Annotated in this window: 26 protein-coding genes; 8 read left to right on the top strand and 18 right to left on the bottom strand. The window is 69.4% G+C overall.

All coding sequences use genetic code 11. The annotated features are described in order from the left end of the window. Positions 1 to 24: 24 nt before the first annotated feature. The 6 genes from ABZV40_RS21065 to lpdA form a co-directional block, all read right to left on the bottom strand. Positions 25 to 534: a hypothetical protein gene (locus ABZV40_RS21065; RefSeq protein WP_355443855.1), complete on the bottom strand. Its 510-nt coding sequence runs from the start codon at positions 532 to 534 to the stop codon at positions 25 to 27. A gap of 40 nt (positions 535 to 574) precedes the next feature. Beyond that, complete coding sequence (lipB, locus tag ABZV40_RS21070; RefSeq protein WP_355443858.1) at positions 575 to 1,303, bottom strand: lipoyl(octanoyl) transferase LipB; 729 nt, start codon at positions 1,301 to 1,303, stop codon at positions 575 to 577. Beyond that, a complete protein-coding gene (locus ABZV40_RS21075; protein WP_355443861.1) occupies positions 1,260 to 1,838 on the bottom strand; it encodes a phosphatidic acid phosphatase in 579 nt (192 codons plus the stop codon). Before ABZV40_RS21075 ends, lipB begins: the two co-directional genes overlap by 44 nt. Next, positions 1,835 to 2,725 carry a TIGR01777 family oxidoreductase gene (locus ABZV40_RS21080; protein ID WP_355443864.1) on the bottom strand — a complete coding sequence of 297 codons (891 nt, stop codon included), beginning with the start codon at positions 2,723 to 2,725 and terminating at the stop codon, positions 1,835 to 1,837. The genes ABZV40_RS21075 and ABZV40_RS21080 overlap by 4 nt, the downstream gene beginning before the upstream one ends. Before the next feature lie 144 nt (positions 2,726 to 2,869). Further along, positions 2,870 to 4,597 (bottom strand): 2-oxoglutarate dehydrogenase, E2 component, dihydrolipoamide succinyltransferase, encoded by a 1,728-nt coding sequence (sucB, locus tag ABZV40_RS21085; RefSeq protein WP_355443867.1) that lies wholly within the window; start codon positions 4,595 to 4,597, stop codon positions 2,870 to 2,872. Positions 4,598 to 4,647: 50 nt separating this feature from the next. Continuing rightward, the gene (gene lpdA, locus ABZV40_RS21090) at positions 4,648 to 6,036 is read right to left on the bottom strand and encodes a dihydrolipoyl dehydrogenase (RefSeq protein WP_355443870.1); all 1,389 of its coding nucleotides are present in this window, start codon (positions 6,034 to 6,036) and stop codon (positions 4,648 to 4,650) included. A 179-nt stretch (positions 6,037 to 6,215) separates the two neighbouring features. On the opposite strand from lpdA, the gene ABZV40_RS21095 reads away from it, so the two are divergent. Beyond that, positions 6,216 to 6,542, top strand: coding sequence for an oxidoreductase (locus tag ABZV40_RS21095; protein ID WP_355443873.1), 327 nt, complete (start codon positions 6,216 to 6,218; stop codon positions 6,540 to 6,542). Here the strand turns inward: ABZV40_RS21095 and ABZV40_RS21100 are convergent. The 3 genes from ABZV40_RS21100 to ABZV40_RS21110 all read right to left on the bottom strand — a co-directional run bounded on the left by ABZV40_RS21100 (position 6,539) and on the right by ABZV40_RS21110 (position 9,514). Further along, the gene (locus ABZV40_RS21100) at positions 6,539 to 7,003 is read right to left on the bottom strand and encodes an OsmC family protein (protein WP_355443875.1); all 465 of its coding nucleotides are present in this window, start codon (positions 7,001 to 7,003) and stop codon (positions 6,539 to 6,541) included. The genes ABZV40_RS21095 and ABZV40_RS21100 overlap by 4 nt on opposite strands. 32 nt (positions 7,004 to 7,035) lie before the next feature. Beyond that, positions 7,036 to 7,839, bottom strand: a complete 804-nt coding sequence (locus tag ABZV40_RS21105; RefSeq protein ID WP_355443878.1) for a S1 RNA-binding domain-containing protein — start codon at positions 7,837 to 7,839, stop codon at positions 7,036 to 7,038. A 202-nt stretch (positions 7,840 to 8,041) separates the two neighbouring features. After that, positions 8,042 to 9,514, bottom strand: coding sequence for a leucyl aminopeptidase (locus ABZV40_RS21110; protein WP_355443881.1), 1,473 nt, complete (start codon positions 9,512 to 9,514; stop codon positions 8,042 to 8,044). 202 nt (positions 9,515 to 9,716) lie between these two features. Between ABZV40_RS21110 and ABZV40_RS21115 the strand changes: the two genes are divergently transcribed. Continuing rightward, entirely contained in the window at positions 9,717 to 10,964 is a 1,248-nt protein-coding gene (locus ABZV40_RS21115; RefSeq protein ID WP_355443884.1) for an amino acid permease, read from the top strand. On the opposite strand, the gene ABZV40_RS21120 is transcribed toward ABZV40_RS21115, so the two are convergent. Further along, a complete protein-coding gene (locus tag ABZV40_RS21120; RefSeq protein WP_355443887.1) occupies positions 10,891 to 11,172 on the bottom strand; it encodes a hypothetical protein in 282 nt (93 codons plus the stop codon). The genes ABZV40_RS21115 and ABZV40_RS21120 overlap by 74 nt on opposite strands. Positions 11,173 to 11,264: 92 nt before the next feature. On the opposite strand from ABZV40_RS21120, the gene ABZV40_RS21125 reads away from it, so the two are divergent. Beyond that, positions 11,265 to 12,353 carry a branched-chain amino acid aminotransferase gene (locus ABZV40_RS21125; protein WP_355443890.1) on the top strand — a complete coding sequence of 363 codons (1,089 nt, stop codon included), beginning with the start codon at positions 11,265 to 11,267 and terminating at the stop codon, positions 12,351 to 12,353. On the opposite strand, the gene cobS is transcribed toward ABZV40_RS21125, so the two are convergent. Genes cobS through cobU form a run of 3 tightly spaced genes read right to left on the bottom strand, consistent with a single transcriptional unit; the run spans position 12,350 to position 14,643 of the window. Beyond that, entirely contained in the window at positions 12,350 to 13,051 is a 702-nt protein-coding gene (gene cobS, locus ABZV40_RS21130) for an adenosylcobinamide-GDP ribazoletransferase (protein WP_355443893.1), read from the bottom strand. The genes ABZV40_RS21125 and cobS overlap by 4 nt on opposite strands. Continuing rightward, positions 13,048 to 14,091 carry a nicotinate-nucleotide--dimethylbenzimidazole phosphoribosyltransferase gene (gene cobT / locus ABZV40_RS21135; protein WP_355443896.1) on the bottom strand — a complete coding sequence of 348 codons (1,044 nt, stop codon included), beginning with the start codon at positions 14,089 to 14,091 and terminating at the stop codon, positions 13,048 to 13,050. The genes cobS and cobT overlap by 4 nt, the downstream gene beginning before the upstream one ends. A gap of 12 nt (positions 14,092 to 14,103) precedes the next feature. After that, positions 14,104 to 14,643, bottom strand: coding sequence for a bifunctional adenosylcobinamide kinase/adenosylcobinamide-phosphate guanylyltransferase (gene cobU / locus ABZV40_RS21140; RefSeq protein WP_355443898.1), 540 nt, complete (start codon positions 14,641 to 14,643; stop codon positions 14,104 to 14,106). 16 nt (positions 14,644 to 14,659) lie between these two features. On the opposite strand from cobU, the gene ABZV40_RS21145 reads away from it, so the two are divergent. Further along, positions 14,660 to 14,878 (top strand): hypothetical protein, encoded by a 219-nt coding sequence (locus ABZV40_RS21145; RefSeq protein WP_355443901.1) that lies wholly within the window; start codon positions 14,660 to 14,662, stop codon positions 14,876 to 14,878. Here ABZV40_RS21145 and ABZV40_RS21150 read toward each other — a convergent pair. From ABZV40_RS21150 to ABZV40_RS21160, 3 genes are read right to left on the bottom strand one after another with little or no spacing between them, the layout of a single operon-like run. Further along, entirely contained in the window at positions 14,862 to 15,848 is a 987-nt protein-coding gene (locus ABZV40_RS21150; protein WP_355443904.1) for an aldo/keto reductase family protein, read from the bottom strand. The genes ABZV40_RS21145 and ABZV40_RS21150 overlap by 17 nt on opposite strands. Positions 15,849 to 15,881: 33 nt before the next feature. Further along, positions 15,882 to 16,514: a class I SAM-dependent methyltransferase gene (locus ABZV40_RS21155; protein WP_355443907.1), complete on the bottom strand. Its 633-nt coding sequence runs from the start codon at positions 16,512 to 16,514 to the stop codon at positions 15,882 to 15,884. Continuing rightward, positions 16,515 to 17,141 (bottom strand): DUF3043 domain-containing protein, encoded by a 627-nt coding sequence (locus ABZV40_RS21160; protein ID WP_355443910.1) that lies wholly within the window; start codon positions 17,139 to 17,141, stop codon positions 16,515 to 16,517. It abuts the gene before it with no gap. Positions 17,142 to 17,183: 42 nt separating this feature from the next. Between ABZV40_RS21160 and ABZV40_RS21165 the strand changes: the two genes are divergently transcribed. Further along, on the top strand, positions 17,184 to 18,230 hold the full coding sequence (locus ABZV40_RS21165) for a glycerate kinase (RefSeq protein WP_355443912.1): 1,047 nt from the start codon (positions 17,184 to 17,186) through the stop codon (positions 18,228 to 18,230). A gap of 171 nt (positions 18,231 to 18,401) precedes the next feature. Then, on the top strand, positions 18,402 to 18,770 hold the full coding sequence (locus ABZV40_RS21170) for an iron-sulfur cluster assembly accessory protein (RefSeq protein ID WP_189258501.1): 369 nt from the start codon (positions 18,402 to 18,404) through the stop codon (positions 18,768 to 18,770). A gap of 91 nt (positions 18,771 to 18,861) precedes the next feature. Here the strand turns inward: ABZV40_RS21170 and ABZV40_RS21175 are convergent, their stop codons facing one another. Then, positions 18,862 to 19,035 (bottom strand): hypothetical protein, encoded by a 174-nt coding sequence (locus ABZV40_RS21175; RefSeq protein WP_355443915.1) that lies wholly within the window; start codon positions 19,033 to 19,035, stop codon positions 18,862 to 18,864. A gap of 158 nt (positions 19,036 to 19,193) precedes the next feature. Here ABZV40_RS21175 and ABZV40_RS21180 point away from each other — a divergent pair, with 158 nt between their 5' ends. Both ABZV40_RS21180 and ABZV40_RS21185 read left to right on the top strand, forming a co-directional pair. Then, positions 19,194 to 20,126: a carbohydrate kinase family protein gene (locus ABZV40_RS21180; protein ID WP_355444202.1), complete on the top strand. Its 933-nt coding sequence runs from the start codon at positions 19,194 to 19,196 to the stop codon at positions 20,124 to 20,126. A 7-nt stretch (positions 20,127 to 20,133) separates the two neighbouring features. Then, the gene (locus ABZV40_RS21185) at positions 20,134 to 20,898 is read left to right on the top strand and encodes a methyltransferase domain-containing protein (protein ID WP_355443917.1); all 765 of its coding nucleotides are present in this window, start codon (positions 20,134 to 20,136) and stop codon (positions 20,896 to 20,898) included. Positions 20,899 to 20,931: 33 nt separating this feature from the next. Here ABZV40_RS21185 and asnB read toward each other — a convergent pair whose 3' ends face one another. After that, positions 20,932 to 22,860 (bottom strand): asparagine synthase (glutamine-hydrolyzing), encoded by a 1,929-nt coding sequence (gene asnB / locus ABZV40_RS21190; protein WP_355443920.1) that lies wholly within the window; start codon positions 22,858 to 22,860, stop codon positions 20,932 to 20,934. Positions 22,861 to 22,920 lie beyond the last annotated feature (60 nt).

The following is a 22,920-nucleotide window of genomic DNA, read 5'->3' on the forward strand; positions in this document are numbered from 1 at the left end:
CCGACGAGGGTGATATATCGGATATCAGGCGAGTGCGTGGCGAACAGCCGCTGGCATCGGCATCGCGTAGTTCGCGAAGCGCCGCCGATATCCGATATATCGCAGCTGCAGTCCGGGGTCGTCGAGGTAGCGGCGTTCCAGCCCGTCCTCGCCGAGCACCAGCTTGAGCCCGCGTCCGAGCATCGACGGCGAGTCGAGTGCGAACCGGTCGCGCAACACGTCGGCTGCCGCGTGGTCACCGAACTCCAGCGCCGCCCGTCGCACGGACTCGACCGGCACCGTCAGTTCCGGCTCGTCGGCACGGGCACCGTCGCGATGCAAGATCCCCAACGCACTGAGTGCCTTCTGGTGCGCGCCACCGTCGAGGCCGAGGTAGAACTGCTCCCAGTCACCGACCCGGATCTCCCCGGCCCACGTGCGCACGGGCGCGGCCACCGCCACCGGCCCGGACGCGGAAGCGTTTCGTGTCGTTCCTGATGTCGCGAGCGCCGTGACACCGGCAGCCGTGAACAACTGGCGTCGAGAAAGTCTCACGACGCACCCTCCTCCGCGAACCCGCGATCCCCGCGCGGGGCTACGGAATGCTAGCGAAGGTGATTCCCGGGGCGACGGGGCCAGTTCGGGCCAAAGTGCGGTCCGTCAAGGGGAGCGTGCCGTCCAGGGCCGCGAGCACGGAGTCACGGGCCATGGGCAGCACCTCGGCCACCGTGACGTCCCGGCCGAGCTCGTGCGAGAGCGAAGCGACGCCCGCGTCCTTGATGCCGCACGGGATGATGTCGCCGAACGCGTCGAGGCTCGCGTTGCAGTTGATCTCGAAGCCGTGCATGGTCACGCCGCGCTGCACGCGGATGCCGATCGCGGCGACCTTGCGCTCGGGGCCGCGGTCGTCGGCGGGCAGCCACACGCCGCTGCGGCCCTCGACCCGCCCGGTGTGCACGCCGAGCCGGTCGCACACGTCGATCAGGCCCTGCTCGATGCGCCGTACGTACTGCACGACGTCCATCGGTTCGGTCAGTCCGACGATCGGGTAGCCGACCAGCTGGCCGGGGCCGTGCCAGGTGATCTTGCCGCCGCGGTCGACGTCGATGACCGGGGTGTCACCGCCGCGCGGGCGTTCCTCGTCGAGGGTGCGCCGGCCGCACGTGTAGACGGGCGGGTGCTCGAGCAGGAGCAGCGTGTCCGGGCCGGTGCCGTTGGCGCGCTCTTCCGCGATCTCCTTCTGGAGGTCCCACGCCGCTATGTAGTCGATGAGCCCCAGCTCACGGACGACGACGGGGTCTGACGAGGTGCGGCACGAGTTCACGACCCGACGTTACCAACCCCAGAGCTAGTGCGGCCAAGAGCCCAACGCCCGTCACACCCAGCACCGCACCGATGACGTCGGTGACCCAGTGCATCGCCAGGACGACCCTGGCGAACCCGCACACGAGCACCGCGAGCGCCGCCCACAACACGCCGCGTTTCAGCAGCACGACCAGCGTGAAGCCGACCGACGCGACCGCCACCGTGTGCCCGCTCGGATAACTCGGCAGATGGTGTTCGACTGGTCGCACCCGGTCGAACAACCACCGCGTCAGCACCGTCGCGCAACACAGCGCGTGCAACACCAACGCCTTCCACAACCGCACGTCACGCCGTCGCCACGCCAGCGCGAACAGCACCGCCGCGAACGCCCACCCGAGCGTCGGTCCGAGCACCAGGCTGACCGCGAACGCCACCTCCCGCAGCCACTCCGGCCGCGGCAGCTCGTTCTGCACCCACACGTCGAGGCCGGTGACCTCGGGCATTCCCAGCAACACCCACGAGATCACCAAGACGGCCGCGACCGCACGGGTCATGCGACCGCCGCGTTCAACGCCGCCGGAAGGGCCGGATGCATGAAGTGGAAGCCGTGGCTCTCCAGCACCTTCGGCGTCAGACCGGGTCCGCTCAGCAGCAGCTCCTCGGCCATCTCGCCACCGAGCAACGCCTTCAACGCGAACGCCGGCACCGTCCAGGGGGCCGGCCTGTTGAGCGCCGTCCCGACCGCCTGGGTGAACTCGGCGTTCGTCACCGGGGTTGGCCCGGCGACGTTCACCGGCCCCTTTATGTCGTCGTGCTCGACGACGAACCGATACGCCGACACGACGTCGTCGAGCGACACCCACGGGAAGAACTGCTCGCCGGTGCCGAGCTTGCCGCCCAGGAAGAACTGGAAGACGGGCTTCAACCGGCCGAGCACACCGCCAGAAGGTGAGATGACGACGGCGGTGCGCATCAGCACCACGCGCACGCCGGCCTTCTGCGCCACCGACGTCGCCGCCTCCCAATCCTGGGTGAGCCGCGACATGAACGTGTACCCGCCCGGCGCGTCCTCGTCCGCGAGCCGCGACCCGGTGTCGCCGTAGAAGTGGGCGCCCGACGCGTTCACCAGCACCGGCACGCCGTGCTCGACGACCGCCGCCGACAGCACCTCGGCCGGCACGATCCGGCTGTCGTGCAGCACCTGCTTGCGCGCGTCGTCCCACCGCTTGTCGCCGATGCCCGCGCCGCACAGGTTGATGACGGCGTCGACACCGTCGAACGTGCCGTCGTCGATGCGCCCGGCGTACGGGTCCCACCCGCGTTCGTCCGGCGCGGCGGCTTTGCGGCGCACCAGCCGCAGCACCTCGTGACCGGCGGCGCGCATCGACGCCACCAGGCTCGTTCCGATCAGGCCCGACGATCCCGCGATGACAACCCGCATGCCTGAATCGTTCCGCACTCAACCATCTCGTGCACAGCCACACGTCGCGCACCGGGCCCTGGATGTGCTGAAGGCCACCCCGGTGAACCGGGGTGGCCTTCAGGCGAAATCCAATATATCGGATATCAGTGCAGCTCAGGCGGGTTACAGGCCGAGGTCGGCCTCGAACGCGCCCTCCTCCAGACGGTTCTTGACCGTCGTGAGGAAGCGGCCCGCGTCGGCACCGTCGACCAGGCGGTGGTCGTAGGTGAGCGCGAGGTACATCATCGAGCGGATCGCGATGGTGTCGTCGCCGTTCTCGTCGGTGATGACGACCGGACGCTTCTTGACGACGCCGACGCCCAGGATGCCGACCTGCGGCTGCTGGATGATCGGGGTGTCGAAGAGCGCGCCGTTGCTGCCCAGGTTCGTCAGCGAGAACGTGCCACCGGTGAGCTCGTCCGGCGTGAGCTTGTTCGAACGGGCGCGCGCGGCCAGGTCACCGATCTTGTGGGCGATGCCCGACAGGTTCAGGTCACCGGCGTTGTGGATCACGGCGTTGAGCAGGCCGCGCTCCGTGTCGATCGCCAGACCGAGGTGCTCGGCACCGTGGTAGGTGATCTCCTTGCGCTCCTCGTCGATCGACGCGTTGAGCACCGGGTGGGCCTTGAGGGCCTCGATGGCGGCCTTGGCGAAGAACGGCAGGAACGTGAGCTTCGCGCCCTCACGCGCCTCGAACGCCTTCTTCGCCTGGTTGCGCAGCCGGGCGATCTTGGTCACGTCGACCTCGAACACCTGGGTGAGCTGGGCCGACATCTGCAGCGACTCACGCGTGCGCTGCGCGACGATCTGACGCAGGCGCGGGAGCTTCTGCACGGTGCCGCGCTTGCCCGAGTTGTCGACCGCCGGGGCGGTCGCGGTGCGGGCGGCGGGAGCGGTGGCAGCCGGAGCAGCAGCGGCGGCGGGCGCGGGAGCCGGGGCCTTCTTGGCCTCGACCGCGGCCAGCACGTCCTGCTTGCGGATGCGTCCGCCGACGCCGGTGCCCTTCAGCGAGCCCAGGTCGATGCCGTTCTCCGACGCGAGCTTGCGCACGAGCGGAGTGACGTACGGCGTGCCGTTCGCGTCGTCGGAAGAAGACGCGGCGGGCGCGGCCTGCGGAGCCGGAGCGGCGGGGGCCGGAGCCGGAGCCGGAGCGGCCTGCGGAGCCGGAGCGGGCGCGGGGGCCGGAGCAGCCTGCTGGGGAGCGGGTGCCGGGGCCGGGGCGGGAGCGGCGGCCGGAGCCGGGCTGCCCGAACCGATGACGGCGAGCTTGCCGCCGACCTCGACGGTCTCGTCCTCACCGGCGCTGATCTCGAGCAGCGTGCCCGCGACCGGCGACGGGATCTCGGTGTCGACCTTGTCGGTCGAGACCTCCAGCAGCGGCTCGTCGACCTCGACGCTGTCGCCGACCTGCTTCAGCCAGCGGGTGACGGTGCCCTCGGTGACGGACTCGCCGAGCGCGGGCATCGTGACGTCGGTGCCCTGGGCCGAACCACCGGACTGGGCCGGAGCCGGTGCCGGGGCGGCTTCCTGGACGGCCTCGGCCGGAGCGGCGGTCGGCTGCGTCTGCTGGGGCGCCTCCTGGGCGGGGGCGGGCGTGGCTGCCGGAGCGGCGTCACCGTCACCGATGACGGCGAGCTCGCCGCCGACCTCGACGGTGTCGTCCTCCTGCGCGACGATCTTCTGCAGGACGCCCGCCGCGGGGGACGGGATCTCGGTGTCGACCTTGTCGGTGGACACCTCGAGCAACGGCTCGTCCACCTCCACCCGGTCGCCTTCCTGCTTCAACCACCGGGTGACCGTGCCCTCGGTGACGCTCTCACCGAGTGCGGGCATCTGGACGGAGAAGGCCATTGTTCGCTGACTCCTCGTGCTCTCGTGTGGCTGACTTGGATGGGGAACGGTCAGCCGTGCACGTGCAGCGGCTTGCCGGCCAGGGCGAGGAAGGCCTCGCCGAGGGCTTCAGTCTGGGTCGGGTGGGCGTGGATCAGGGGAGCCACGTCCTCCGGGTAAGCCTCCCAGCTGTAGATCAGCTGGGCCTCACCGATGAGTTCGCCGACGCGCTCGCCGACCATGGTGACGCCGACGACGGGGCCGTCGGGAGCCTTGATCAGCTTCACGCCACCGGCGGTCTTGAGGATCTGGCTCTTGCCGTTGCCCGCGAGGTCGTAGACGAACACCTCGGCGGAGCCGTACTTCTCCTTCGCGGCGGCCTCGGAGAGACCGACGGAGGCGACCTCGGGCTTGCAGTAGGTGACGCGCGGGATGCCCGCCTCGTCGATCACCTTCGGGTTCTGGCCGGCGATCTCCTCGGCCACGAAGATGCCCTGCTGGAAACCGCGGTGCGCGAGCTGCAGGCCCGGCACGATGTCGCCGACGGCGTAGACGTTCGGCAGGTTCGTGCGCAGGCGCTCGTCGGTGATGACGAACCCGCGGTCGATCGTGATGCCGGCCTCCTCGTAGCCGTGACCCGCGCTGTTGGGGCCGCGGCCGACCGCGACCAGCAGCAGGTCGGCGTCGAGGACGTCGCCGTTCTCCAGCGTGACGGACACACCGGAGTCGGACTGCGTGGCGCCGGTGAACTTCACCCCGGTCTTGAACTTGATGCCGCGCTTGCGGAAGGCGCGCTCGAGCTGCTTGGACGCGTACTCGTCCTCGGCCGGCACCAGGCGGGGCAGGGCCTCGACGATCGTCACGTCCGCGCCGAACGACCGCCACACGCTCGCGAACTCCACGCCGATGACGCCGCCGCCCAGCACGACGACCTTCTCCGGGATGAAGTCCAGGTTGAGCGCCTGGTCGCTGGTGATGACGCGGCCGCCGATCTCCAGGCCGGGCAGGCTGCGGGCGTACGAGCCCGTCGCGAGCACCACGTTCTTGCCGACGTAGCGCTGGCCGTTCACGACGACGGTGTTCGGGCCGACGAACGTGCCCGCGCCCTCGACCAGGGTGACCTTGTTGGCCTTCGCGAGTCCCTGCAGGCCCTTGTAGAGCCGCGAGATCACGCCGTCCTTGTACGAGTTCACGCCGGCGATGTCGATGCCCTCGAGCGAGCTCTTCACGCCGAACTGGTCGCCTTCACGGGCGTTGTCCGCGACCTCTGCCGCGTGCAGCAGCGCCTTGGTCGGGATGCAGCCGCGGTGCAGGCACGTGCCACCCAGCTTGTCCTTCTCGACCAGGACGACGGACAGGCCGAGCTCAGCCGCGCGGAACGCGCAGGCGTAGCCCCCCGAACCACCGCCGAGGATCACGAGGTCGGCGTTGGTGGCCGAATCCAGTTCCGGCGAAGTCACTTCGGATCTCCTCGGGATTACTTACTACGCGCGGGTGCGCGCGAGGTACGCGGCCATCTTGTCACTAGTTGCCGGAGCATGGTGATCCGGCATGGGACACCACGCCCTGTTCTGATCATTCACCTACTCCTGACGCCCTCACCTGGCACCATGGTGGCGGGAATCCGTGGAGGTGCTCGATGGGGCTGTTCGATCGTTTTCGCAGGAAGTCGCGTCCCGGCGTGCTCCGGACCGCCTCCAACCAGGACACGAGCCACCTGGCGCAGTGGGCCGCGAGCCGGCACGGCGTCGAGGCCTATGTGGAGCCCAGGACCACGGTGACCGAAACCACTGTGGTGCTGGTCGCTCACGACGGCGAGTGGACCCGCCGCCGCGTCGCCTCCCCGGAAGCCGCCCGTTCGTTCGCCCGCAAACTCGGCATGCCGATCTACGACGCCGGCATCGTCGGCTACCCGAAGCGCATGCGCGACTACACCGCGCGCAAAAAGGCCGCGGGTGACCGCTAAGCCTTCACCGAAGGCTCGTGGCGGACGGGAAAATTGACGCTCGCCGCGATGAAGCACATCGAGTGCGCCTTCTCGTGCAAGGCCTGCGCGGTCTCCCGGGTCTGCGGATCGGCGACCGTCACGACGGGGTTGAGGACCACCTCGGTGAACCGCCCGGACCCGTCCGGGTGCTCGGCCATCGTCCCGGTCGCGTGATCGCGGTAGTCGGTGACGACCACCCCGTTGACCGAGGCCAGGTGCAGGTACCAGAGCATGTGGCACTGCGACAGCGACGCGACGAGCAGCTCCTCGGGGTTGTACCGGCTCCGGTCACCGCGGAACGACGGGTCGGACGACCCGGGGATCGTCTCCTTGCCCTCGACCCGGACCTCGTGCGCGCGTTCATAAGCCTTGTACCCGGACGTCCCGCTCCCGGTGTTCCCGGTCCAGACGACGTCGACCTCGTACTGATGCGTCCCCATGTGGAAATACTCCTCTCGCCGGAGCCGTCGTCCTAGCCCCGCGAGTCACGCGCCTGCGCGATCGACAGCGACACCTGCTCCCGCTCGTGATCGACGTGTACCACCACAGCCCGCACCCGTTGGCCGACCGACAGCACCTCACTCGGATGCGCCACCGGCGGCCAGGCGACCTCAGGAATCCGGACGAGCCCGGACGGCCCGGGACCGGGCTCCCCGCCGAGATGGACGAACACCCCGAAGTTGTGGATCGAGGCGACCGTCACCTCCACGACCGCCCCCTTGGTGAGGCTCGTGAGGAACCTGTTCACCACGGCCACCCGGCTGGCCGACACCCGCCGCCGGACCAGGTCGACCTCGGCGATCTCGACCGCCATCTCGTCGCCTTCGCGCACCTCGCCCCGCAGCTCGGCGCGCGGCACCAGCGCCTCGGCACCGTCGGCGACCCGCACGAACACCCCGAGCTCCCCGAAGATCTTCGTGACCGGCCCGCGCACCACCTCGCCGGCCCGGCCGGCCAGCGGCACGAACGGATCAGGCTGCACCGCCTTGAGCGACACGGACACCTGCCCGCGCTGCTCGTCGACGTCGAGCACCTCCCCGCGCACGCGGTCACCCGTGGCGATCACCTCGCCCAACTCGTCGAAATGCCGCCGGCTGATCTCAGGAATCCGCACGAACCCGATCGGATCCTCGGAATCCGGCTCTCCGTCGAGATGAACGAACACCCCGAAGTCGTGCACCGCCCCCACGATCCCGCTCACCACAGAGCCTTTGCGTACCCCCTTCAAAAATTCCCGAACAGCGTCCGTCACCCCGTGAGTCAACCGCGCCACCACCCCTCCAGCACTAATATATCAGTTCCGGCGCGCCTGGAACGGCTCTGACCTGCGCCATTGCAATGACTCGTTGGACTTCGTTCGCAAACGAGCCGTTGCAAAGGCCGGTCGACGAGGCACCGGACAACGGTGAGGAGCACCTGCCGGAAATGGAACGGGCGGAGCCCCCGAAAGGAACTCCGCCCGCGTGGAGGAAACTAAATCAGCCGTTGGCCGCGATGTCCGCCAGCACGGCCGCGATGGTCCGCACCGGAACACCGGTGCCGCCCTTCGGCGTGTATCCGTACGCGCCACCGGTGTGGTACGCCGGGCCCGCGATGTCGATGTGCGCCCACTGCACGCCCTCGGCCACGAACTCGCGCAGGAACAGCCCGGCCGCCAGCATGCCGCCCCACCGGTGCCCGGTCACGTTGGCCAGGTCGGCGAGCCGGGAGTCGAGGTCCGCGCGCAGCTCCTCGGGCAGCGGCATCGGCCACGCCGACTCGCCGACCGCGGTGCCGATGGCCGCCACGCGGTCGCGGAACTCGTCGGAGCCCATGACACCCGCGGTGCGCTTGCCCAGGGCCACGACCTGCGCGCCGGTCAGGGTCGCGGTCTCGATCAGGTAGTCGGGACCGTCCTCGCACGCGCGCACGATCGCGTCGGACAGGATCAGGCGGCCCTCGGCGTCGGTGTTGAGCACCTCGACGGTCTTGCCGCCGTACATGGTCAGCACGTCGCCGGGGCGGTAGGCGTCCCCGGACGGCATGTTCTCCGCCATCGGGATCGACGCGATGATCTCCAGCGGGTACTTGAGCTTCGCGGCGAGCACCATGGTCGCGACGATCGCGGCGGCGCCGGACATGTCGGAGGTCATCTCGTCCATGCCCGCGGCCGGCTTGATCGAGATGCCGCCGGTGTCGAACGTGATGCCCTTGCCGACGAGCGCGACCTTCTTGACCGCCTTGGCGCCCTTGTAGGAGATGCGCACGAGCCGCGGCTGGCGCGACGAACCGCCGCCGACGCCCAGGATGCCGCCGAAGCCCTGCTTCTTCAGCGCCTTCTCGTCGAGCACCTCGACGTCGAGCCCGGCGGCGGTGGCGAGCTTGGCGGCGCGGTCGGCGAACGAGCTGGGGTAGAGGTCGTTCGGCGGCGTGTTCACGAAGTCACGCGCGATGGTGACGGCCTCGGAGATCGCGACGGCGGCCTTCAGCGCGGCCTTGTTCTCCTTGGAACCGGCGGCGTGCAGGTCGACCTTCGCGACGGGGCCCTCGCCCTTGTCGGACTTGTACTCGGTGAACGCGTAGGCACCCAGCAGCGTGCCCTCGGCGGCGGCCGCGACGTGCAGCGAAGCCAGCGTGTTCACCGCGCGCTTCTTGCCGGCCAGCGCACGGGCGGCGACACCGGACGCGCGGCGCACCTGCTCCTCGCCGGCGGCCTTGCCGAGCCCGACGGCCAGCACGAGCGGGGCGGCGATCTTGCCGAACGTCGGCACCTTCACCAGCTCGTCGGCCTTGCCGGTCGCGCGCAGGGTGCCCAGCACGTCGAGCAGCGCGCCGTCGAACGCGGCGCTGACAGCTTCGGCACCGGGGGCGAGCTCCAGACCGTCCGCACCCTGCAGGGTGCCCACGACGACTGCGTCCGCGGCGGTGGTGCTCAGGTCACCTTCGGTGAGGGCCAGCTTCGGGGCTGTCACGTGCTGCTCCAGGGTTGTACGTGGTAGGGGTGCTCGGAATCGTGACCTATGCTAAAGGTCCACCTGCGCACCAATGCCGAGGCCCGCCACGTTCGGCGGCAATCAGTGACGTTGACAGTTGCGCACAGTGGCGATTCGCCCATTTCGCGCATCAGCCGACCGGGTGGTTACGGCCGGATGCCGCATCTGCGAATGTGTACCCGTGACCCACACGCCTCGCGAGATCGTTGTCACGGTCGCGCTCGGTCTCCCCGCGGTGCTCGGTGCGGGGATCTTCGCCGGATTCGCTCCTGCCGCAGGCCTTGCGGGCTGGTGGCTGCTCCCGGCACTGGCCATCTCCGCGGTCGCCGCCCTGTGCTCGGCCTTCTCGACCGCTGACCAGTCCCGCGCCTATCCGGACGTCGGCGGCGGTTACGGCTACGTGCGCGCGCAGCTCGGCGTGTGGCCCGCACGAATGGCAGCGAGCGTCCACCTGCTCGGCCGGTTTGCGATGGCGGCGGCGGTGGCGTTGATGTTCGGCGCCTACGTCGTGCCGGACCAGCCCGTGATCGGTGCCCTCGTTCTGCTGGCGGGCACGGCGCTGCTCGGCCTGTCCGGATTCCGCTTCGACACGGGTGTCAGCGTGTTCGTGTCTCTTGTGGTCCTCGGTGCACTGGCACTGGTGATCGCGTCGGCCTTCTCGATCGCACCCGTGTCGTCGGCGGGGGAGACGGGCTCGGTCAACGAGCTCGTCGGCGTCGCGGGCCTGATGCTCATGGCGTTCACCGGGTTCGAACGCATCACCGCGCCCCATCGCGGTGAGCGACCGCACTCGCCGGCTGTGTTGAAGATCGCGATTCCAGTCCTCATCGGACTGTCCTTCGTGGTCTCTCTGGCCGTGGGAGCCGGTGTGCTCCGTCAACTCGGCAGTGCTCGCCTCGCGTTGTCACCGGCGCCGCTGCGGGACGCGCTCATCGCGGCAGACGCCTCCGCGCTGGTGTCGTTCGTGCAGATCGCCGCGGCGGTCGCCGGTGTGGCCGCACTGCACTTCGTGCTGTTGTCCGCGCACCGCACGCTGACCGGACTCGCCGAGGACGGCGACCTGCCGACGCGTCTCAAGCCGAGCGTGCTCACTCTGGCCGTGGTCGCGGGTTCCGCTCTCGCGATCGTCTTCATGCCGATGGCGACCGCACTGGGCGTGGCGGCGTGCGCGACGTTGTTCTACTACGCCTTCACGAACGCGTCGGCTCGCTTGTTGCTGCAGAACGACCGCACGTGGCCGATGCGCACGGCCTGCCTCGGCCTCGGGCTCTCGGTGCTGCTCGCGATGAGCATGCCGATCCCCGCATTGCTGATCTCACTCGTCGGACTGGGCGCCGGGACGGGCCTGATCGGACTCACTGCGTCCCTGAGAGGGTCACTGAAAGGAAAACGAGCAGAGTCACGCCAACGCACACCGCAAGCCCGATGATGCGGCCGTTGGTGGACTCGCTGTCCTTCGTGAGCGCCCGGTAGACGACCAGGAACACGACGGCGGCGACCACGGCGCCGACCACCCCGCCGACACCGCCGAGCACCCACCCGTCCATGAGCGTCATCCCGGTGCCCAGAACGAGCAGCGCGGCCTGCAGCACGGTGCGGACGTCCGCACCCCTCGAAGATCGTTCCCCCTCGGTCATGGCCGGGGACTCTATCGAGCCCGACTTAGTAGGACGTCCGAGTTTTGAGAAGACGATTTTCCGTATCCCGACCAGCGGGTTACCGTGCTCACATGACGAGCGAGTTGCCTTTCACCCGGACTCCCCACCCGCACCCGGCGACCCCGGAGCGCGTAGCGGAGGTACTTGCCAAGCCGGGCTTCGGGCAGCACTTCACCGACCACATGGTGACGATCCGCTGGAACCGCGAGAAGGGCTGGCACGACGCTCAAGTCGGACCCTACAGCTCTCTCTCACTAGACCCCGCGGCAATGGTGCTGCACTACGGCCAAGCGATCTTCGAAGGGCTCAAGGCCTACCGCCAGCCCGACGGGTCGATCGCGTCCTTCCGCCCTGAGGCCAACGCCGAGCGCTTCCGCGCCTCGGCCCGCCGCATGGCGATGCCCGAACTTCCCGACGAGCTCTTCCTGGAGTCCGTCCGGCAGATCCTCGCGGTCGACAGCCGCTGGGTGCCGTCGGCCGAGGAGGAGTCCCTCTACCTGCGGCCGTTCATGATCTCCACGGAGAAGGGCCTCGGCGTGCGACCCGCGTCCGAGTACCTCTACGTGCTGATCGCCTCGCCCGCCGGTTCCTACTTCGCCGGTGGCGTCCGCCCGGTGAGCGTGTGGCTCTCGACCGAGTACGTGCGCGCCGCCCCCGGTGGTACCGGCGCGGCCAAGTTCGCCGGCAACTACGCCGCGTCCCTCGTGGCGCAGGCGCAGGCCGCCGAGAAGGGGTGCGACCAGGTCGTCTGGCTCGACGCGGTGGAACGCCGCTGGGTCGAGGAGATGGGCGGGATGAACCTGTTCTTCGTCTTCGGAGACAAGGTCGTCACCCCGGAGCTGACCGGCACGCTGCTGCCCGGCATCACCCGGAGCTCCTTGCTGCAGCTGGCCTCCGATCTCGGCCTGACCGTCGAGGAACGCCGGATCTCCACCGACGAGTGGGAGAAGGCCAACGCCTCCGGTGAGCTCACCGAGGTCTTCGCCTGTGGCACGGCCGCGGTCATCACGCCGGTCGGCCACGTCAAGCACGCCGGTGGCGAGTTCGACGTCGCCGACGGCGGCACCGGCTCGGTGACGATGAAGCTGCGCGAGCGCCTGACCGGCCTCCAGCACGGCCACGTCGCCGACACCCACGGCTGGATGACCAAGCTGGGCTAAGCGATCACCAGCACGGCCAGGAGCGCGATTTCGGCGGCAGCACCGAGCACATCACCGGTGATGCCGCCGAACCGCTTTCCGGTGTGCTTCACGAGCAACCACACCAGCACGGCCGCGACGACGACGGCGACGACCGCCCGCCATCCGAGCGGGACCGCCGCCGCGGCCAGCACCACCCAGGTCCCGATGACCACCATTGGGTGTTGTGTGCCGGCCACGAGCGCACCCAGTCCCTCGGGGCGCGCAGCGGAAACACCTCGTACACAGCAGATCCCGAACGCCGCCCGGCTGGTCGCGAACGCGAGCACGACGGCACCCCAGTGAGCGTGGGGGAGTGCGGCGGCCTGCGCGCCCAGCACGGCGATCAGCGTGACGACCCCGAACGGCCCGGCTCCGCCGTCCTTCATGACTCGAAGCGCGCGCTCCGGCGGTCCGTAGCAACCCAGACCGTCTGCGGTGTCCGCAAGGCCGTCGAGGTGCATACCGCGCGTGGACAACGCGACAACGCCGACGACGAGAAACCCTGCCACCAGCGCCGATATATTGGATATCGCCAACAGCTTGAGCACGCCCACCACGAACGCACCCAGCAGAATGCCGACGATCGGCGTGCACGCGATGGCCCGTCCCGCCGCCTTGCGATCAACGTCGTCAACGCGCAGCGGCAGGACGGTCAGCCACGACAGTGCCAGTCTCATTCTTTGTTGGTCACGCCGGCGCTCTCGAACGTCGCCATCTCCGCGAGCACCTTCACCGCCGAGATCAGCAACGGCAGCGCCGTCACCGCACCGGAGCCCTCGCCGAGCCGCATCTCGAACTCCAGCAGCGGCTTCAGGTTGAGGTGCCCGAGCGCGATCGCGTGCGCGGGCTCGGCCGACTGGTGCCCGGCCACCCACCACTCGCGCGCACCCGGCGCCAGCTCCTCGGCGACGACCGCGGCGGCACCGACGACGACGCCGTCGAGCACGACCGGAGTCCGCCGGACCGCGGCCTGCGCCAGGAACCCGGCCATCGCGGCCAGGTCGGCACCACCGGCGGTGGCCAGCAACGCGATCGGGTCGCTGATCACCAGCCGGGCGCGGCGCAGCGCGTCCCGGATCGCCGCGGTCTTGCGCATCCACGCCTGGTCGTCGATCCCCGTGCCGCGCCCGACGACCGCCACCGGTTCCGAGCCGGTCAGCGACGCGATCAGCACGGCCGCCGGAGTGGTGTTGCCGATGCCCATGTCGCCGGCGACGAGCACGTCGGCGCCCGCGTCGACCTCCTCGTCCGCGATGGCGCGACCGGCCGCGATCGCCTGCTCGCACTGCTCACGGGTGAGCGCGTCCTCGCGGTCGATCGAGCCCGACGAGCGCCGCACCTTGTGCGTGCTCACGGCGGCGGGGGTGTCCGAGTCGACCGCCATGTCGACCACCCGCACGGTGGCACCCGCGACCTGCGCGAGCACGTTCACCGCGGCGCCGCCGGTGAGGAAGTTCGCGACCATCTGGCCGGTGACCTCGCTCGGGAACGCCGACACGCCCTGAGCCGTGACGCCGTGGTCGCCCGCGAACACGACGACGCGGGGCCGCACGAACGGCTTCGGCGGCACGACGCCCTGGCAGGCCGCGATCCAGTTGCCCAGCTCTTCGAGCCGGCCGAGCGAGCCGACCGGCTTGGTCAGCACCGCGTGCCTGGCTTCGGCCTCGCGCAGAACCGTCTCGTCCGGCGGTTCAACCGGCGGGAACTCGGTGCTCACCTGGTCGCTCCTTTAACGCAGTCGCAGTGGAATGCCGGCGACGAGCAGCAGAACCTCGTCGCACACCTCGGCGATGCGCGCGTTGAGCGCACCGAGGTGATCGCGGAAGAGTCTGCCTGAGCGCGTCGAGGGGACGACGCCGAGGCCGACCTCCGCCGTCACCAGCACGAGTCGGGTCCGGCACTTCGCCACCGCGCCGACGATTTCGTCGATGTCGCGTTCGACGGCCCCGAGGCCGTGCCCCTCCCAGGCGTCCGCGTCGTCCAGCGCTCCGACCAGCCACGTCGAGAGGTCGTCGACCAGGATCGGCGGGTCCTCGTAGGACGTCGCGGTGAGCAACGCGGGCAGATCGCTCGGCGCCGGCGCCTCGACCGTGTGCCAGGTGGACGGACGCCGGGCGACGTGCAGCGCGATCCGCGCGTCCCAGTCCGGGTCGTCGGGGTAGCGGCGCGCGGTTGCGACGTACGTCACGGTCGCGTCGGTGAGCAGCCCCTCCGCGTGCGCCGACTTGCCTGAACGTGCTCCGCCGAGCACCAGAGTCCGAGATGACAAGAGTTAGCCTTCGTCCATGGAGTTCCGCTGGCGCTACCAGGATGCACAAGGCCGCGACGTCGCGGGCCCGGACGTGGCGTTCGCCGACCAGACCGAGGCCGAGCAGTGGTTCAACGCCGAGTGGCGTGACCTGCTCGACGCCGGGGTCGACCAGGTCACGCTGCTGTGCTCGGAATCCGAGGTGTACGGCCCGATGAGCCTGCACCCCGTGCAACAGCTCAGCCCTGAGCGGTGAGCCTCGGGTCGTCGGTGATGACGCCGTCGAGGACGGTGTCGATCTGCTTGAGCACGTCGTCGTCGAGCGTGATGTCGATGGCCTTGACGTTCTCGAAGACCTGCTCCGGACGTGACGCGCCGATGATCGCGGACGCGACGTTCGGGTTGCGCAGCACCCACGCGACGGCGAGCTGCGCCATCGTGACGCCGGCTTCCTCGGCGATCGGCTTGAGCTGCTGCACGGCGTTCAGCACGTCGTCGCGCATCCACCGGGCGATCATCTGCGAACCACGCGCGTCGGCGAGACGCGAGCCCTCGGGCACCTCGGCGCCCGGCAGGTACTTGCCGGTCAGGATGCCCTGCGCGACAGGGGAGAAGACGATCTGGCTCAGGCCCTCGCGCTCGCACGTCGGGATGACCTGCGGTTCGATGACGCGCCACAGCATCGAGTACTGCGGCTGGTGCGACACGAACGGGACCTGCAGCTCACGGGCCAGCGCGGCACCGCGGGTGATCTGCTCGGCGGTCCACTCGGAGACACCGACGTAGAGGACCTTGCCCTGGCGGACGAGGTCGGCGAACGCCAGCATCGTCTCTTCCAGCGGAACGCTGTGGTCGTACCGGTGGGCCTGGTACAGGTCGACGTAGTCGGTCTGCAGGCGCTTCAGCGACGCGTTGGCCGACTCCATGATGTGCTTGCGGCCGAGCCCGCGGTCGTTGGGGCCGCCGGGACCGGTCGGCCAGTAGACCTTGGTCAGGATCTCCAGCGACTCGCGCCGCTCACCCCTGAGCGCCCGGCCGAGCACCGACTCCGCGGCGGTGTTGGCGTAGACGTCGGCGGTGTCGAAGGTCGTGATCCCCGACTCGAGCGCCGCCTTCACACAGGCGTGCGCCTGCTCTTCCTCAACCTGCGAACCGTGGGTGAGCCAGTTGCCGTACGAGATCTCGCTGATGGACAGGCCGCTGCGGCCGAGTCGACGGAACTTCATACATCGGAGCTTAAACCGAAATCGTTCGTGCTGCTAATGAACTTCGGGTGCTCGCCAGACCAGTGAATACCGCCAGAACACGTGCCTGCGGATGCGTGCGCCCGGCACGATCTCCGCGGCCGCCGCGCGGATCTCCGGCAACGTCGGAGCTGTCATCACCACCGGCATCTCGGCGTCGTGCGGCTTGCCGCCGGTGCCCTTGATCGCTTTGGCGAGCCCCACCGCGGCGTTCGCGGGCAACGTCACCAGCTCCATCGCCCGATCCGCCCGCGTCGACGTCATGTACAACCCGATGACGATCAGCGACCCGCCCGGCCCGGTCAGCTCGGCCAGCCTGGTGAGGCCTTCGCGCAACGGCAGGTGGTGCAGGCTCGCCTCGGCGGTGACGAGGTCGTACTGCCCGAGGTCGTGTGTGAGCACGTCACCGTGGATCCAGCGGACCCTGTCTGTCGTGGCGCTCGCACGCTCGATCATGCGCGCGCTGGCGTCGATCGCGGTGACCTCGTCGGCCGGCAGCGACCGCGCCAGATCACCGAGCCCGCAGCCCACGTCGAGCGCCGAGCCGACACGGGACGGCAACTGCCGGAGCAGCCAGCGGCGATACCACTCGTTGTGGTTCCACCGCAGCTTCTCCGGCAGTTGAAGCTTGCGCTGCTTCTCGCGCACTTACTTGATGGCCTCGCCGGGCTTGACCCGCGGCTTGGGCACGCGGAGCCTGCGCAGCTGGCTGGCGCGGATGAACGCGTACCAGCCGATCGACAGACCCTTGATCGGCTCGGTCGGGAACTTCGCCCGCACCCGCCGCGTGACGATCCGGCCGAGCACGAGACCCTCGATGATCATCGCGATCAGCATGAACGTCGTCGCCAGCGTCGCGTACCGCTGCACGGCGATCGACGGCGTCAGCAGCGCCACGAACACCAGGATCGCGAGCGGCATGAACAGGCCCATGAGGTTGCGGCGCGAGTCGACCAGGTCGCGGATGTACGCCTTCACCGGACCGCGGTCGCGCGGCAGCAGGTACTTGTCCTCGCCGGCCATCATGCGCTGACGGCGCTCGACGGCCGCGGCACGGCGCTCTTCCTTGCTGACCTTGTTGCCGCGCATGCGCTTGAACGCCTCGCGCTGCGTGCGGGGAGGCGGCGGCACCGGACCGGTCCGCCTGCCCTGCGCCTCACGCCGCTTCGGCGTCGGCCTGCCCTTGCCCGCCGTGCGGGTGGACTCGACGACCTCGGGGACCGTCTCGGGGGCCGGGGCTTCGGTAGCGGCGGAGTTGCGGCGCAGGAACCTCACGACAACAGGGTAGGACAGCGGCTCTTCTGTACCTTTCGCGAGGTGCGCGTACTCATCGCTCCGGACTGCTTCGGCGGCACCCTGACCGCCCGCGAGGCCGCCGACGCCATCGCCACCGGCTGGCGCGAGGCCAAGCCCGACGACACCGTCACCGAACGCCCGCTGGCCGACGGCGGCCCCGGCTTCGTCGACGTCCTGCACGCCGCTCTCGGTGGTGATATCCGATATATCACCGTGACCGGCCCGCTCGGCGAACCGGTCGAGGCGCGCTGGCTCAGCGTCCATGTTGACGGTCAACACGTCGTGTACATCGAGTCCGCGGACGCATGTGGACTGCATCTGATCCCGGTGGAACTCCGCGCGGAGTCCTGCGAGACGGCGACAACGCGCGGCCTCGGCGAGCTGATCGCGGCAGCGGCTGATGACAACGATGTCATCCCGGACGTCATCACCGTCGGTCTCGGCGGCTCCGGCACCACGGACGGCGGTGCCGGCATGCTCACCGCACTCGCCGACGCAGGCATCTCCCTGACTGATATATCGCTCGTGGCCGCGTCCGACGTCGAGAACCCGCTCCTCGGCCCGCACGGTGCCGCCCGCACGTTCGGCCCGCAGAAGGGCGCGTCTCCGGAAGCCGTCGAACGCCTCGAAGCCAAGCTCGCCGCGATGGACGTCCTCAAACCGGTATCCGATGTACCGGGCGCCGGCGCGGCGGGTGGCCTGGGCGCCGCACTCCTCTCCCTCGGCGCCGCGGTGAAATCCGGCGCCGGCCTGGTGCGCGAGCTCACCGGCCTGGACGCCGCCCTGGACGACGCCGACGTGGTCATCACCGGCGAAGGCAGCTTCGACTGGCAGTCGCTGCGCGGCAAGCTCATCACCGCTGTCGCCGGCGGCGCCGCCGAGCGCGGCATCCCCTGCGTCGCCATCGCCGGCCAGGTCACCGTCGGCCGCCGCGAGATGGCCGCCGCCGGCGTCGGGGAGGCGTACTCCGTCTCCGACCACGTCGGCTCTGTGCAAAAGTCGATTGCGGACGCCCGCAACAGTCTCATTGCAACGGCGCAGCACGTGGCGCGGCAGTGGTCGCGCTGAGGAGGTGCGGGCCGTTTTTCGGGGCAACTGATATATCGGTTGGCTCGTCCAGGGGTGGTCCACGTGACGTTCGACATGCGTGCGTGCTGTGGGACCATGGAAGTGGAACAAAGCGGGAGACGCCCGTGTTGTTGAAGGGCGAACCGCCCGCAAGGACCTCTTAGGAGTGCCATGACGACCGCTCAGGATGCCGCTTCGACCTCCGAGGCGCCCACCCACGGCGTGACGCTGACCGACGCGGCCGCTGTCAAGGCCAAGGCGCTGCTCGACCAGGAGGGCCGCGACGACATGCACCTGCGCATCGCCGTCCAGCCCGGTGGTTGCGCGGGCCTGCGGTACCAGCTGTTCTTCGACGAGCGCACGCTCGACGGCGACGCGTTCCGCGACTTCAACGGCATGAAGGTCGCCGTTGACCGGATGAGCGCCCCGTACGTCGAAGGTGCTGTCATCGACTTCGTGGACACGATCGAGAAGCAGGGCTTCACGATCGACAACCCGAACGCCGGCGGGTCGTGCGCCTGCGGCGACTCGTTCCACTAAGGCGACCAGACGCGCGAGGCCGCGTTCCCGCACGGGAACGCGGCCTTTCGCTGTGTGAACCGGGAACCGGACCGGGGATCGGCCCAGGCGGTCAGGCGCCGTACTCGGCCAGGCCTTCGACCTGGTGGGTGCACCGCTCGTCGACCTCCCAGGGCGCGGCCGCGCGCGGGGCGGGAAGGGGGTGCTCGGGGTGCGTCAGAGCGAAGGGGAGCTGCGCGCAGTCCTCGATCAGCTCGCTCATCGTGGTCGCCTCAGGGATCGTCACGCCCCGACCGTATGACGGCGGTCTGACCTGCGGTAGCCCTACCAAACGGTAGTCTTCACAGCTGCACTCGTCCGGGTGATCAGTCACCTTGAGCAACAACGTAAGGGAGAGCCGACGTGCCGGTAGCCGTGTGCGGCAGCATCGCGACCGACCATCTGATGCACTTTCCGGGTCGATTCGCGGATCAGCTGGTCGCGGAGCGTCTCGACCGTGTGTCGCTCAGCTTCCTGGTCGACGACCTCGTGGTCCGCCGCGGTGGCATCGGCGCGAACATCGCGTTCGGCCTCGGCGTCCTCGGGGTGCGGCCGGTGCTCGTCGGCGCCGTCGGCAAGGACTTCGACGACTACCGCTCGTGGCTCGAACGGCACGGCGTCGACACGTCCGGCGTGTACGTGTCCGAGGTCGCACACACCGCGCGGTTCGTCTGCACCACTGACGACGACATGTGCCAGATCGCCTCCTTCTACGCCGGTGCGATGGCCGAAGCCCGCAACATCGAGCTCGCGCCGATCGCGAACCGCGTCGAGAGCATCGAGCTCGTCGTCATCAGCCCCGACGACCCCGCGGCGATGCTCCGGCACGCCGAGGAGTGCCGTCAGCGCGGCTACAAGTTCGCCGTCGACCCGTCGCAGCAGCTCGCCCGCATGGAGGGCGAGCAGGCGCGCGCGTTCGTCGAGGGTGCCGAGTACCTCTTCAGCAACGACTACGAGTGGGAACTGCTGCTGCAGAAGACCGGCTGGTCCGAGGCCGACGTCCTGGCCCGCGTCGGCAAGCGGGTCACCACGCTCGGCGCCAAGGGTGTCGAGATCGTCGACCGGGACGGCTTCTCGCTGCACGTCCCCGCGGTCGCCGAGGTCGCGAAGACCGACCCGACCGGCGTCGGCGACGGTTTCCGCGCGGGCTTCCTGGCGGGCATCACCGCCGGCCTGAGCATCGAACGCGCAGCTCAGCTCGGTTCCCTGATCGCGGTCGAGGTCCTGGAGACCGTGGGCACGCAGGAGTGGGTGCTGCACCGCGACGCGGCGCTCGCCCGCATTCGCGGCGCGTTCGGTGACGAAGCTGCTGAGGACATCGCTCCCGTCCTGCCATGATCGAACAATGGGCACGTACCTGTTCGGCGGCACCGGTGAGTTGCTCGATCCGCAGTTCGAAGCGCTGAGCTCCCTGCTCGACGCGGGCACGTTCGCCCGCGTCGAGCAGCTGGGCATCGCGGACGGCTGGCGCTGCCTGGAGATCGGCGGCGGCGGGGGATCGGTGGCGAACTGGCTCGCCGACGTAGTCGCGCCGTCCGGGCACGTGACGGTCACCGACATCGACGTCACGCGGCTCGAGGAACGCCACAACGTGACGGTCCTGGAACACGATGTAGTATCCAATATATTGCCGGGCAACGCGTTCGACCTGGTCCACGCCCGCCTGGTGCTGTTCCACCTCCCCGCCCGCGAGGCGGTCCTGCGCAAGCTGCGCGACGCGTTGCGACCCGGCGGATGGCTCGTCCTCGACGAGTTCGACTGTCTTCCACTCGAAGTGCTGAGGGCCGCCCCCGACGACGCGAAACTGATCATGCGGGTGAAGAACGCCCTGCTGACGTTGCTCGACCAGGCCGGCGCGGAACTGGCGTGGGGCGCGCGCATCGAGAAGGCGCTGCTCGACACCGGTCTGAACGACGTCAGCGGCTCCCGCGAGGTGCAGGAGTGGCAGGGCGGCTCACCGGGCTGCCGCCTGCTCGCGGCGACCGCGCGTCACGTTCGCGCGAAGCTGCCGTTGTCCGACGACGAGTTCGACCGCTACCTGGAGCTGATGGCGTCGCCGGAGACCGTCATCAGCTCGTATGCGATCTGCAGCGCGCAAGGCCGCAGGTGAAGCGAAAGGCCCCTCCGCGGAGGGGCCCTTTCGCTACAGCTTGACCGGGTAGTGCGGCTCCGGCACCACCGGCTTGATGCGGTCCTCGACGAAGATGCCGTGCCAGATCATGAACACCAGCAGCGCCCAGATGCGGCGGCTGTGGTCGATGATCCCGGACCGGTGCTCCTCGATGAGGCGCAGCACCGCGTGCTTGTCGAGGTACTGGTCGGTCTGCGACGAGCGCACGACGTCGACGGCCCAGTCGTGCATCTCGTCCTTGAGCCAGTGCCGGATCGGCACCGGGAAGCCCAGCTTGCGGCGGTTCAGCACATGCGCGGGCACGATGTCGCGGATCGCCTTGCGCAGCGCGAACTTCGTCGTGTCCTTTGTGATCTTCAACTCGCTCGGGATCTGTGAAGCGATCTTGAAGACCTCGGGGTCCAGGAACGGGACCCGCAGCTCCAGCGAGTTCGCCATGGTCATCTTGTCGGCCTTGACCAGGATGTCACCGCGCAGCCACGTGAACAGGTCGACGTGCTGCATGCGCGTGACCGGGTCCCAGTTGATCGACTCGCGGTACGGCTGGGCCGTGACGTCCATGTGCGAGACGTTCGGGTCGTACGTGCGCAACACCTCGCGCAGCTGCGGGTCGAGGAAGATGCGCGCGTTGCCGTAGTAGCGCTCCTCCAGCGTGAGCGCGCCACGACGCAGCAGGTCCTTGCCGCGCACGCCCTGCGGGATCTTCGTCGAGACCACGCCCATCGCCTTGCGCAGCGCGCCGGGCACCTTCTCGAACGCCGCCAGCGAGAGCGGCTCGCGGTAGATCGTGTACCCGCCGAACAGCTCGTCCGCGCCCTCACCGGACAGGACGACCTTCACGTGCTGACGCGCCTCACGTGCGATGAACCACAACGGCACGAGCGCCGGGTCGGCCACCGGGTCGTCCAGGTACCAGGTGATCAGCGGCAACGAGTCCATCATCTCCTGCGCGCTGACCGTGCGGACGACGTGCTTCACGCCGATCAGCGCCGCCGACTCCGCGGCCACGTCGACCTCGGAGAAGCCCTGGCGCTCGAACCCCGTGGTGAACGTGATCAGGTCCGGGTTGTGCTCCTTGGCCAGCGCCGCGACCACCGTCGAGTCGATGCCGCCGGACAGGAACGAGCCGACCGTCACGTCCGCGCGCATGTGCTTGGCGACCGAGTCGCGCAGCGCGGCGGTGATCTCGTCGTACAGCGCGTCCGCCTCGGCCTCGCTGCGGACCGTGCGGACCTTGAAGTCCGCCGGGAAGTACCGTTCGAACACCGGCGTCCCGCCCGGCTCCAGCGTGAACGAGTGGCCGGACTCGACGCGGAAGACCTGGTCGTGCAGCGAGGCGGGCTCCGGCACGTACTGCAGCGTGAGGTAGTGCTGCAGGCCCTTGACGTTCATGCCGGGGTTGATGCCGATGGTGCGGGCGATCTCCAGCAGGATCTTCTTCTCGCTGGAGAACCCGACGCCGAGCTGGCCCTGGGCCCAGTACAACGGCTTGATGCCGAACGGGTCGCGGCCGCCGAAGACGATCCGGCGCTCGGCGTCCCAGATGACGAACGCGAACATGCCGCGCAGCTTCGTGATGGCCGCGGGGCCGAAGTAGTGGTAAGCGGCGACGATGGTCTCGGTGTCGCCGTCGGTGTGGAAGACCGCGCCGTGCTTCTCGGTGAGCTCCGCCCGCAGCTCGAGGTAGTTGTAGATCTCGCCGTTGAAGTTGATCGTGTACCGGTTCGGGGACTCCGGCGGACCCCAGGTCAGGGGCTGGTGGGAGTGCTCGATGTCGATGATGGCGAGGCGGTTGAAGCCGAAGACGACCTCGTCGACCCGGCGGGTGCCGCTCTCGTCCGGCCCGCGGTGGCGCATGCAGCGCAGCGCGGCCTCGACAGCCGGGCGGGCGGATTCGGCCTCGTTCTCGCTAGGGCATACCAGTCCTGCCAGGCCGCACAAGGCTCTCGCACCTCTCAAAAAAGCGACGGGGAAGGCCTCAGTATGCCGAAGCTGCTCTGT

It is taken from the genome of Lentzea sp. NPDC004782 (assembly GCF_040609115.1).
GTDB lineage: Bacteria > Actinomycetota > Actinomycetes > Mycobacteriales > Pseudonocardiaceae > Lentzea.